The sequence below is a fragment of the Sinorhizobium glycinis genome (assembly GCF_001651865.1).
In the GTDB taxonomy this organism is placed as follows: domain Bacteria; phylum Pseudomonadota; class Alphaproteobacteria; order Rhizobiales; family Rhizobiaceae; genus Sinorhizobium; species Sinorhizobium glycinis.
Genome location: NZ_LPUX01000064.1, coordinates 778,277 through 789,891, shown reverse-complemented (window position 1 = coordinate 789,891; position 11,615 = coordinate 778,277). Strand labels below are relative to the sequence as shown.

Annotated in this window: 12 protein-coding genes; 3 read left to right on the top strand and 9 right to left on the bottom strand. The window is 63.1% G+C overall.

Annotated elements, in window-relative coordinates:
* The first annotated feature begins 44 nt into the window (after positions 1-44).
* Together AU381_RS23425 and AU381_RS23420 are read left to right on the top strand one after the other, a co-directional pair.
* Complete coding sequence (locus AU381_RS23425; RefSeq protein ID WP_064244094.1) at positions 45-311, top strand: DUF2277 domain-containing protein; 267 nt, start codon at positions 45-47, stop codon at positions 309-311.
* A 137-nt stretch (positions 312-448) separates the two neighbouring features.
* Positions 449-1,225, top strand: coding sequence for a TIGR01458 family HAD-type hydrolase (locus AU381_RS23420; RefSeq protein ID WP_064244093.1), 777 nt, complete (start codon positions 449-451; stop codon positions 1,223-1,225).
* 52 nt (positions 1,226-1,277) lie between these two features.
* Here AU381_RS23420 and AU381_RS23415 read toward each other — a convergent pair whose 3' ends face one another.
* The gene (locus AU381_RS23415; protein ID WP_064244092.1) at positions 1,278-2,312 is read right to left on the bottom strand and encodes a glutamine synthetase beta-grasp domain-containing protein; all 1,035 of its coding nucleotides are present in this window, start codon (positions 2,310-2,312) and stop codon (positions 1,278-1,280) included.
* A gap of 507 nt (positions 2,313-2,819) precedes the next feature.
* On the opposite strand from AU381_RS23415, the gene AU381_RS23410 reads away from it, so the two are divergent.
* Entirely contained in the window at positions 2,820-3,014 is a 195-nt protein-coding gene (locus tag AU381_RS23410) for a DUF2735 domain-containing protein (protein WP_064244091.1), read from the top strand.
* Positions 3,015-3,098: 84 nt separating this feature from the next.
* Here the strand turns inward: AU381_RS23410 and AU381_RS23405 are convergent, their stop codons facing one another.
* The 8 genes from AU381_RS23405 to AU381_RS23370 form a co-directional block, all read right to left on the bottom strand.
* Positions 3,099-4,088, bottom strand: a complete 990-nt coding sequence (locus tag AU381_RS23405; protein WP_064244090.1) for a ScyD/ScyE family protein — start codon at positions 4,086-4,088, stop codon at positions 3,099-3,101.
* Positions 4,067-4,801 (bottom strand): formylglycine-generating enzyme family protein, encoded by a 735-nt coding sequence (locus tag AU381_RS23400; protein ID WP_064244218.1) that lies wholly within the window; start codon positions 4,799-4,801, stop codon positions 4,067-4,069. Before AU381_RS23400 ends, AU381_RS23405 begins: the two co-directional genes overlap by 22 nt.
* Positions 4,802-5,051: 250 nt before the next feature.
* The gene (locus tag AU381_RS23395) at positions 5,052-6,113 is read right to left on the bottom strand and encodes an ABC transporter ATP-binding protein (protein ID WP_064244089.1); all 1,062 of its coding nucleotides are present in this window, start codon (positions 6,111-6,113) and stop codon (positions 5,052-5,054) included.
* Positions 6,114-6,133: 20 nt separating this feature from the next.
* The gene (locus AU381_RS23390; RefSeq protein ID WP_064244088.1) at positions 6,134-6,994 is read right to left on the bottom strand and encodes a carbohydrate ABC transporter permease; all 861 of its coding nucleotides are present in this window, start codon (positions 6,992-6,994) and stop codon (positions 6,134-6,136) included.
* 4 nt (positions 6,995-6,998) lie between these two features.
* The gene (locus AU381_RS23385) at positions 6,999-7,922 is read right to left on the bottom strand and encodes a carbohydrate ABC transporter permease (protein WP_064244087.1); all 924 of its coding nucleotides are present in this window, start codon (positions 7,920-7,922) and stop codon (positions 6,999-7,001) included.
* Positions 7,923-8,035: 113 nt separating this feature from the next.
* Complete coding sequence (locus AU381_RS23380) at positions 8,036-9,295, bottom strand: ABC transporter substrate-binding protein (protein ID WP_064244086.1); 1,260 nt, start codon at positions 9,293-9,295, stop codon at positions 8,036-8,038.
* Positions 9,296-9,542: 247 nt separating this feature from the next.
* Positions 9,543-10,607, bottom strand: coding sequence for a glycosyltransferase family 2 protein (locus AU381_RS23375; protein ID WP_064244085.1), 1,065 nt, complete (start codon positions 10,605-10,607; stop codon positions 9,543-9,545).
* Positions 10,608-10,846: 239 nt separating this feature from the next.
* Complete coding sequence (locus AU381_RS23370) at positions 10,847-11,578, bottom strand: GntR family transcriptional regulator (protein ID WP_064244084.1); 732 nt, start codon at positions 11,576-11,578, stop codon at positions 10,847-10,849.
* Positions 11,579-11,615: the final 37 nt, after the last annotated feature.

Sequence of the window (11,615 nt, the reverse complement as noted above, 5' to 3'; positions counted from 1 at the left end):
GATCGCCGTGAGCGTGTTGTGCTTTCCGTGCTTGGGAGCAAGTCATGTGCCGGAACATAAGAACCCTGTTCAATTTCGATCCGCCAGCAACGGAAGAGGAAATCCACGACGCCGCGCTGCAGTTCGTGCGCAAGCTGAGCGGAACGACCAAACCGTCGAAACGCAATGAGGAGGCGTTCGAGCGCGCGGTCAATTCGATCGCGGCATCCGCCCGGGAACTGCTCGATTCGCTGGAGACTTCACAATCTCCACGCAACCGCGAGGAAGAGGCCGCAAAGGCGCGCGCGAGAACGGCGAGCCGGTTCGCGTGAGCGACGCGCGGCGCCATGCCAAACCGTCCGCATTACCCCCCACTGATCGATCGGGTGCCGCGACCCGGAATTCGGGGCCTCCCTTCGCCTGACATGGCAAAGCTTGACCCCGCACGGCGCCGTGCCATCCTGCCCGTATGATCAAAGCTGTGCTGTTGGATCTTGCCGGCGTCATCTATGACGGCGAAAAGGCCGTGCCCGGGGCGGCGGCTGCCGTCGCCCGATTGCGCGCGTCGAACCTTCCGATCCGCTTCGTCAGCAACACCACTCGCTCGACGAAGCAAGCCGTCCTCGAGCGGCTGGCGAAACTGGGGCTTCCGGTAAAAGGCGCCGAGCTCTTCACGCCGGCCGAGGCCGCCTGCAACTGGCTCCGCGCGCACGAGCGAGCCGCGCACCTTCTCGTCCATCCCGATCTCGTATCCGAATTCTATGACCTACCGGCCGAGGGCAGCATGGCGGTCGTCGTCGGCGATGCCGGCGATGCCTTCGACTATCGAGCGCTGAACGCCGCCTTCCGAAAACTCACCGATGGCGCCGAACTGCTGGCGCTTGCGCCGAACCGCACCTTCAAGGACGCCGACGGGAAGTTGAGCCTCGACGCGGGAGCTTTCGTCGCCGCACTGGAATTTGCCAGCCGGCGGCAAGCAATCGTCCTCGGCAAGCCGGCGCCCGGCTTTTTCCTTTCTGCCCTCGCCACCATACCCTGCACGGCAGCGGACGCCGTGATGGTCGGGGACGACGCGGAAACCGACGTCGCCGGTGCGCTGAGCGCCGGGCTTGGTCATGCGCTGCTGGTGCGTACGGGAAAGTACAGGGGGGGAGACGAAGCGCGATTTGCGCCGGCGCCGAGCGCGACCGTCGACGACATCGGGGCAGCCGCCGAATGGATTCTCGCGCGGTGCGGCGCCTGTTAAAAAAGCATGGCGCCGACCGTGAGATCGACGCCATGTAGAGGCTTGGGAGTAGTTAAGCGACCTTAGAAACTTCCGCCGGAACGGAAGCAATCGTCTTCAGCACGCGCGAAGCGATCTGGTAGGGGTCGCCCTGGGAGTTCGGGCGGCGATCTTCGAGGTAGCCCTTGTAGCCATTGTTGACGAAGCTGTGCGGAACGCGGATCGATGCACCGCGGTCGGCAACGCCGTAGCTGAACTTGTTCCACGGTGCCGTCTCATGCTTGCCGGTCAGGCGCAGGTGGTTGTCCGGGCCGTAGACCTCGATGTGTTCCATCAGGTTCTTGTCGAAGGCTGCCATCAGCGCCTCGAAATAGTCCTTGCCGCCGACTTCGCGCATGTAGGCGGTCGAGAAGTTGCAGTGCATGCCGGAGCCGTTCCAGTCGGTGTCGCCGAGCGGCTTGCAGTGGTACTCGACGTCGATGCCGTATTTTTCGGTCAGGCGCTGCAGCAGGTAGCGAGCCATCCAGACTTCGTCGGCGGCCTTCTTGGAGCCCTTGCCGAAGACCTGGAATTCCCACTGGCCCTTGGCGACTTCGGCATTGATGCCTTCATGGTTGATGCCGGCAGCCAGGCAGATGTCGAGGTGTTCTTCGACGATCTGGCGCGCGACGTCGCCGACGTTGCTGTAGCCGACGCCCGTGTAATACGGACCCTGCGGTGCCGGATAGCCCTGCTCCGGGAAGCCGAGCGGGCGGCCGTTCTTGTAGAAGAAGTATTCCTGCTCGAAGCCGAACCAGGCGCCTTCGTCGTCGAGGATCGTGGCGCGCGAGTTCGACGGATGCGGCGTCTTGCCGTCCGGCATCATGACCTCGCACATGACCAGCACGCCATTGGTGCGGACCGGATCCGGATAGACGGCAACCGGCTTCAGCACGCAGTCGGAGCTGCGGCCTTCGGCCTGCATCGTCGAGCTGCCGTCGAAGCCCCAGAGCGGAAGCTGCTCGAGCGTCGGGAACGCGTCGAATTCCTTGATCTGCGTCTTGCCGCGGAGATTTGGTACGGGTGTGTAGCCATCGAGCCAGATGTACTCGAGCTTATACTTGGTCATTAGCGAATCTCTCTAACGTGGTGCTGCGAGGTTTGAGAATTCCTGGCGCGGTCTTGCACGGGAAACGTGCTCGACCACCAGGGATCGACTCCGTTCAAGCATCAAGCGTGCCAACTCGGCGATCGGCGAGACTCTTTTTTTGGCCAGTCGCGAATTCAGACCGGATTCGGAGGGGCCGACCGCGAAGCTCGTGGCAAACCGCAAGCCTCCCCGTGCGCCTCAAGCTTCTTGCCACCCCGTTGATTTTGCTGGATATCCCGCGCCTCTCCTCCGCTCGGCGCGCGCGCGTCCGCATCGGGCTGCTCGGATGCAACCGCCGCAAAATGCGTCAGTTGCGCGCAGCTGCCTAAAAAATCGCACCAATTGCCCTCCCTCAAGCGCAAACGGGGGGGAGTGCTTGCGATTCCGGCACGCAATTGAACGAATTTTCGGCAATTCGCGTAAATGATGTGCAATTTCTGCCGCGGCGTACTATCTTTTTCGACAGGACTCACGGGAGACCAGAGCATGGCCACGAGTTTTCACGGCAAGAGTGCGACGATCTATCAGTTCCCGGCACACATCTCCCGGAAGGCCGAGGAGCGCCGTTCCGAGGTGCAGCGAAAGGCGGACTTCGCTTCGTCGGACGTGTGCGCGGCTGCCATCGACGGCTGCTGGTACCACGAGGAAGCGGTTCGCGAGGAAACAAGCACCAGGCACTGAGTATGATTCCCCGCGCATCGGTCGTCGCCGCTGCAGAGCCTTGCGCGCCGGCGGCCGCCGACCCTCATCCAGAGGCAGTTCTTCCTAGTCGCGCCGCAGGAAATGCAGGTTGCCGGCGAGGTCGGAAACGACAAGCTCGGTTTCGTTCCAGATGAGAACCGAGACCGGCCGTGTCAGGCCGCTGATGATGGTGCTCCTGCTCTTCGCCGCAGCATTGAACCTAAGCAGTCGGCCACTGCCTTTCACGAAGCCTTGCTTCTGATCGTAGATCCCGTGTTCGAGCACGAGCATTCCGCCACCACCTTCGAACGCAATCGCCACCGGTGCATTGAGACCGTCGGCCTCGAGCCGCGGTTCGGACGCGCCCGCCGTCGGGATCGACACGATCTTCCCCGCGCCGGAGAGAAAGGGAAAGCCGCCGAAGAGCGCGACGTAAAGGCGCCCCTTGTGGAGCGCGATGCCGGTCGGCACTGCGTCGACCTCATAGCTACTGCCCGCCGCGAATTCCGTCGGCGAAAGGCTCTGCAATGTATCCGGCGCCTGAGGCAATCGTCGAAAACTGATGAGCGTCTTCTTTCGTCCGTCGGACCTGACATGCTCGACGCTGTTGCGCGCCGCGTCGACGACATAGAAGCCTTGGTCGGCGGCTATGAAATCGAACGGGTTCCAGAAGTCATTGCTGATGACCCGGGTCTCGCCGACGCTATCGATCGCGACCAGGCTGTGATCGAGCGGATTTTCATCGGCATTGGCCGGCGTCCACCCTTGCGCCACGACGAACTCGGCACCGACGCGCGCGGCACGATACGGCCCGGTCGGGTCTCCGATCACGTCCGGGCCGTGGGGAAAGACGGGCCCGAAGGCGGCCAGCCGCCCGTCCTCATCGCGGCGATAGAGGCGACCGCGCGCCAGATCGGTGACGAGCAGGCTCCCGCCATCGCGGGCAAGCCCGGCAAAGGCGGCGCCGGGGACATGAACGGTCTCGAGGCGGTATCCCGCCGCCACGGGCTCGGCGCCCCCGCTGCGAGCCAGAAGCAGGATACAGGCCGAGATCAGGGCGAGGAACGGACGCATCGGAAGCCACCGTTGGCTGCAAAACGGAAGTCGGGGTCGTAGGCGAGCCGGTAGGTCGTCGTCAGGTGGCGCGCGTCGCTGTTCCAGGCACCGCCGCGCAGCACGCGATGACGCCCCCCGGCGACGGATGCTCCAATGTAAGGCGCATAAACGTCGCGCGTCCATTCCCAGACATTGCCGACAAGGTTGAGCACGCCTTCGAGGCTGGCGCCGGCGTTGAAGGAACCCGCGGGTGCTGTCATCGGATAGCCGTCGCGATCATCGCCCGTGCAGCAGACAGCGGCACCGATATTGGCCCGTGCCTCGCCGCGGGACCTGGTGCCCCAGGGAAAGGCGTTGCCTTCAGTGCCGCGCGCCGCCCTCTCATATTGCTGCTCCGACGGCAAAGCGAGGCCGTAGTGACGGCAGAAGGCATCCGCATCGCCCCAACTGACGCCAACCACCGGCCGATCGGCGAGCCCGAGGAGCGGGTGGTCGGCATAAAAGGCGCGCCGATGGCCCGTCGCCGCGACGAAGGCTCCGTATTGCCGGTTGGTTATCTCGGTGCGGTTGATGGCGAAGGCCCGGCCCTCGAGCACGCGGCGCGGGCGTTCGTTCTCAGGGCCGTCGTCGCGGCCGAAAACGAAAGGACCGGCAGGGATTTCGATGAGCGGATTGCCGGCAATCGGGCCGGCGTCGGCGGCGAGCGAGCCTGATGCTAGGAAGAGAGCGATTGCGGCTGCCGTTACATGAGGAGAATATCCGAGAGGCGGGCCGTACCCCCCTCTGCCCTGCCGGGCATCTCCCCCACAAGGGGGGAGACTCGCCAGCGGTGCCGCCCATGCGTCCCTCTCAACTTCTGCTGCTGCATGGCTGGAGCGGTCGCGAAGTGGGGAGCCCGCGTCTTGCCGATCTCCCCCCTTGTGGGGGAGATGCCCGGCAGGGCAGAGGGGGGTCACGACGCCTGCCCGACAGACTATCAGGCTAGACATCGACACGACGTTCCGTCTCCGCATCGAACAGGAACATGCGGTCTGGCTCGATCTTTACACCGATCCGCTGGTCGATCTGGCCGGCGAAATTCTTGTCAGCGCGCAATGTCAGGAGCCGGCCGCCGAGCTGCAGGCTGACAAGGGTGTTCTCGCCGGTGAGTTCCACCGAATAGATCGGCGCAGCGAGATTTACGTCCGGATCCTCCGCGCGCGCCACATGGACGTCCTCCGGGCGCACCCCGAGCACAGCATGCGGAATGCTGACGTGGCCAGCCCCCACGACCCGCAAGCCTGCGCTGGCGAAGACGCCGTCCTTCACCTCGCCCGGGATGAGGTTCATCGGCGGCGAACCGATGAAACCGGCGACGAAGAGCGTGCGCGGGTCGTTGTAGATTTCCCGCGGCGTTCCAAGCTGCTCGATCACACCCTTATTCATCACGGCGACGCGATGGGCGAGCGTCATCGCCTCGATCTGATCATGGGTCACGTAGATCGTCGTCACCTGCAGCTCGTGCTGCAGGTGCTTTAATTCGGCGCGCATCTGGGTCCTGAGCTTGGCGTCGAGGTTCGACAGCGGCTCGTCCATGAGGAACACGCGCGGCGTTCGCACGATGGCCCGGGCGAGCGCCACGCGCTGGCGCTGGCCGCCCGAAAGCTCCTTGGGCAGGCGCTTCAGCATCGTGTCGAGCTCGACCCGCCGTGCCACCTCGTTGATGCGGCGCTTGTATTCCTCCGGCGGCACTTTGCGAATCTTCAGCGGGTAGCCGATATTGTCCTCGACGGAGAGATGCGGATAGAGGGCATAGGACTGGAAGACCATGGCGACGTCGCGATATTTCGGCAGGACGTCGTTGATCCGGTCCGAATTGATGTAGATGTCGCCGGATGTCGCCTCCTCGAGGCCGGCAACCATCCGCATCGTCGTCGTCTTGCCGCAGCCCGATGGCCCGAGCAGGACGAGGAATTCCTTGTCGCGGATTTCAAGATTGAAATCGTGGACGGCGACGAACTCGCCGAACTTCTTTGTCACATTGTCGAACCGGACGGACGCCATAGGCCTCAACCCCTCTCCCTTCAACCCTTGACGGCGCCGAGGGAGAGCCCCCGGACGAGATGCTTCTGGACGATGAAGGCGAAGATGACGATCGGCACGCAGGCCATGAAGCCGGCCGCGCTGATCTCTCCCCAATAGGTGCTGTACTGCGTCACCCGTCCGGCAATGCCGATCGGCAGCGTCTGCGACTGCTCGGTCAGCGTGATGACCAGCGACAGCAGGAACTCGTTCCAGGAGATGATCAGGCAGAAGATGGCGGTCGCCGCAAGCCCGGGGCGGGCGAGCGGCAGGGCGACGTGCAGGAAGGCGCCCCAGCGCGTGTCGCCGTCGACGATCGCCGCTTCTTCCAGCTCGACCGGAAGGTCCTGGAAATAGCTCTTCATCATCCAGGTCGCAAACGGCAGGTTGAAGGCGGTATAGGCGATGACCAGCGCCGACTTCGTGTTGAGCATGTCGAAATAGTTGAAGAACAGATAGAGCGGAATGATGCTGACGATCGGCGGCATCATCCGCGTCGAAAGGATCCAGAACGAAATCTGCTTGCGCCATTGCCAGGGATAGCTGAACCGCGCCAGCGCATAGCCGGCCATGGTGCCGAAGGTCACCGAAATGGCGGTCGTTCCGACCGCGACGAGAAAGCTGTTCAGCGCGTAGCGCAGGAAGGGACGCTGGACGAAGGCTTCGTCGTAGTGCTTCAGCGTCGGGTTGCGCGGCACCCATTCGGGCGGCACGGCGAAAATGTCGATGTCGAACTTGAAGGAGTTCGCCGCGATCCAATAGACCGGAAAGAGCGTCAGGATCAGTGCGACGAGGATTGCCAGATAGGCCGACAGGCGGAGAAGCAGTTCCCGGATGCGGCTGCGTGTCCTGATCGTCGCCATCGGCTCACTCCGCCAGCCGCATGCGTTTCATGAACCAGGTGCTGAGCACGATCGTGACGAACAGCACGAAGAGCGACATAGCCGCCGCGTAGCCGGGATCGGCGAAGCGATAGGCGACCTGGTAGATATAGAGGCTCAAGACCTTGGTCCGGTCTGCCGGGCCGCCTCCCGTCAGGATGAAGACCAGGTCGAAAAGGCGCAGCGCATCCATGACGCGCAGGAGAAGCGCGATGGCGATCACCGGCTTCAGGAAGGGCAGCGTCAGGTCCCAGAACTGTCGCCAGGACGAGGCGCCGTCGAGCGCCGCAGCCTCATAGGGCTCGACCGGCAGGCTTGCGAGCCCCGCCAGCATCAAGAGAAAGATGAACGGCGTCCATTGCCAGACATCTGCGACGATGATCGAGAACATGGCTAGGTTGACGTCGCCCGCCCACGCCTGGACGGGTAGACCGAGGAGAAACATGATCTCGTTCAGGACGCCGAACTGCGGCTCGTAGATGAGTTTCCAGGTGATCGCGACGGCTATCGGCGGCAGCATCATCGGGATCATCAGCATGGTCTTCAGAAAGCCGAGCCGTCGGATGAACCTGTCGAGGAGGAGAGCGAGGCCGAGGCCGAGAAGGAATTCGAGCGTCACCGCCGCGATCGTGAACACCGCGGTATTGCGCAGCGCCACGTGGAACTGCGCGTCGGTAAGCAGCCGCGCGAAATTCCCGATGCCGACGAATTCCCAGGGCAGGTCGGGATTGGGGCTGATCCGGTGGACCGCCGCATAGAACATATAGACACTGGGAAAGATCGTCAGGGCCAACAGGATGAGCACGGTCGGCGCGAGCATCAGATAGCGCAGATGACGCTCCGTCCAATGCTCCAGACCCCCTCCCGGCCGGAGCGACTTGGGCATTGTGCCCTTGTCGGACTTCAACATCGGTCCCTCCCATGGACCCTGCCCGTGCGCACCTGGACCCCGGCCCGCCGGGGCGAATTCCGGCGCGACCGCAGAGCGGGGCGACAGAAGCCCCGCTCCATGCAGGCAACCGTCTATTTGAGGCCGGTGATCTGCTCGACCGCGGCCTGCGAGTTCTTCAGCGCCTCCTCCGGCGAGATCGTGCCGGCGACCGCCTTGGAAAGCTCGATGCCGAAGGCATTCTCGATTTCCGGCCACTTCGGATGGCGCGGGCGCGGCGTCGAGGCCTGGATCGCCTCCATCAGCACCGGATAGTGTCGGAACTGCTCCTGCTTGGTGAGTTCCGCATCGGTGAAGACCGAGGTCCGGACCGGCGGATTGCCGCGCTCGGCGGAGATCTTGATCTGCTCGGCCGTGGTCGCCCACATCATGAAGTCGAAGGCCTCCTGCTTGTTCTTGGACGCCGCCATGATGCCCATGGTCCAGTGGCCGATCTCCGAACTGCCCGGCTTCGTGCCTGCGGGGATCGGGCTGTAGGAGATCTTGCCGACCATCTTCGACTGGCTCGGGTCCTCGAAGGTCGCGACCCAATTCGGCCAGTTGATCGACGAGGCGGCGGTGCCCGCTGCAAGGGCCGTGCCGACCTCGTTGGCGTTATAGCTCTCGACGCCTTTCGGTGAGACGTCGCGCAGTGCCATGAAGACCTTCATGGCGGCAGCGCCCTCGGGCGTGTCGATCGTCACCTTGGTCCGGTCGGCATTGAACATGTCGGCGCCATGGGACCAGAAGATCGGCATGAAGTCGGCAACGACCGGGTTGCCCTGGCCACCGCGGAAGACATAGCCGAAATAGCGGCCGCCGCCCTGCTCGGTCAGCGTCTTTGCCGCCTTCAGCACGTCATCCCAGGTCTTCGGGGACTCGACGCCGGCCTCCTTGAACTTGGCGGCGTCATAGAAGAACATCTGCGCGTTTCCCACATAGGGCAGGCACACATAAGGCCCCGAATTATAAGGGTTGCGGCAGATCGCCAGAGACTTCGACAGGAAGTCGTTATCCGGCCCTTCCACTCCGGCGCCCTTGAAATAGGACGTCAGGTCCTCGAGATGCCCGTTCTCCGCAAAGAACGGGATCCACGGATCGTCCATCAGGATGATATCGAAAACGCCGGACTTGGTTGCCCCGGCATTGGCACCCTGTTCGAACACATTGGCGTAGGGCGCCTGCACCGTCTCCACCTTCGTATTCTTCATTTTCGCATAGTCGGCGGCTGCGGCTCTGAGGCCGTCACCTTCACTGCCTGAAGGCACGAGGATCGTGATGTCGGCCCAGGCTGACGCGCTGATCGCGAGTGCGGATGCCGCGACAGCGAGGGCCAGACAGAATTTGCGCACCATTGAACACCTCCCAATCCGAGCTCTTGGCGAGACCACCTTATGGGTCCCGCCGGATCCGGCTTGGCGGAGAGGCTGATGCAACGTCCATGAGGTCGGGCCTGCAACGGTTCCGACCGTCATCGGGCTTCTCCACAAGCCGACGTTGCTCCCAACGCAAATCTACCACATTGCGCTTGATTTAGAGAGGGTCGTATTAGCTACCGCTTTCGTTGCAGCTTGGTGGGCAGCGCGCGGCGGAAGGTGCGGACTATCCCGTCACATAGCGAATGGTCTTGGATATTCGCGTGAGAAACGCGGGCCTCGAAGAGGCGACGAGCTTCCATGACAGGACCGCCTGCGCCATGCGTCGCGGAAGGAGCCCGACCGACAGGAACCAGGCCGCCAGCATGGCACGGCGGCGGAGCGAGACGTTCATTTCCATGCTGGCGGCGGCGCCGGCCGCAGCAAGCGAAAGCCTCGAATCCTCTGCCACCGGATGGCGCTGGCTATCGACGCAGAGCGAAGCCAGACGTTCCTCGATGTGCGTCGGGTCGCGCAGATTGGCGTCCGGCGGCACCTCCAGCCCAATGTCCCCGGCCTGGTGCGCCAGGGCCTGCAACCGGTGAAAGTCGTGTTCGACGCGCCATCGGGCCCTCTGACCCAGCTTCTCGGAGAAGGTCGAATGGTTGTTGCCATGCATGCGGTAAGCGCCGAGGCAAGTATCGATCGACTTCACCTTGCCGTAGAGCGGCGCCAGGGTGACCAGATAGCCGTCGCCACCCTGCCGGAATTCCTGTTCCGGCACCGGCATGATGCGCTCAAGCGCAGAGCGGGCAAAAGCCAGACCGCTGGTCACCGTCGTCTGGTAACGGGCACGGCGCAACAGTTGCGGGGTGACATCGCCGGAGTCGAACGGCACCTCGGGCGGCGGGAAGACGTCGCTGACGTGCTCGCACTGGTCGACGATATGCAACCTGAACTGCATCTGGGCGGTTTCGTCATCCCACCGGGCGACGATCTCCGACACGGCGTTCGGGTAGAGGTAGTCGTCGACGTCCAGAAAGAGGACGATCGCGCCGCGACTTGCCTCAAAACCGGTGTTGAACGCTGCGCCGTGACCGCCGTTCGCCTTTTTCATGCACGGCTTGATCCGGGGGCCGCAGGAAGCGATGACCTCGGCGGAATGATCGGTCGAAGCATCGTCGACGACAATGACTTCCACATTGCCGTAGCTTTGCTCGAGTGCGCTATCGATCGCCCGGCTCACGAATTGCGCATAATTGTAGTTCGCAATGATGATGGAGACTGGAAGACGGTCTTGGATGGAATGCATCGCATTGAACCTCGCAGATCTGCTTTGGTCGCGGCGAACCTTCTCATTCAGGTCCTTGGAGAAATGCCCGCTCTGGAGTGCAGCCGATCGGGATGCGACAGAGCATTGGCCTGACGTTGTGGCCAACGGGCGGCGAAGATCGTTCTTGATCCAGGCTCGAGGGTCTTCAGTTTTGTGGCATTTGAATGACCTTCAAAGCTGGGCGGCACGTCCGTGCAGACCGGCCTTTTTGAAGAATGTCACGCGAAATAGCCGGGATGGTGCTGCCGAAGCGCCTCGACATCGGGGATGACGGCGCCCAGGTGGTGCATCATCGCCGCCGAGGCGCGGTCCGCATCGTGTGCCGCTATCGCGTCGAGGATTGCCTCGTGTTCCTCTGTCACGGTTGTCATGCGACCGGAGACGGGCAGCGTCAGCCGGCGGGCGCGATCGATCTGCAGCTTGACCGTTTTGACCAGGGTCCAGATTCCGGGATAGCCGGCGATCGCGGAAATCGCCTCGTGGAACGCCTCGTCCTGTTCATAGAAGTGAGAGGCCTCGCCCAGGCTTGCATGGGCGCGCTGGCGGGCGATGATCGAATCGAGTTGTGCGATATCCTCCGCCGTGGCGACTTGCGCCGCACGCTCGACAGTCGTGCGTTCCAAAGATTTGCGGATGACGACCGCCTCGGGAATGGCGGAAAGCGGAATTCGCGAAACGAAGGTGCCCGATTGCGGGAAGATCTCCACGAGGCCCACCTCGGCAAGCCGCAAAAGCGCCTCGCGCACCGGCGTCCTGCTGACGCCGAATTCCTCGGCAATGCGCTTTTCCTGCAGCGATATTCCCGGCTTCAACGCAAGGGACACGATTGCAGCATGGAGCTGCTGGTAAATGGCCGCCGCCGTCGTGACCCGGCGAAGCCTGATACCATTTGGTCCATCCGAGGTTTGATGCCGCAATGCCGAGCCGCCATGTTTGACAGTGTTTGTCATACTAGTATATCAATTTGCACGTGCTGCCAATCGGACG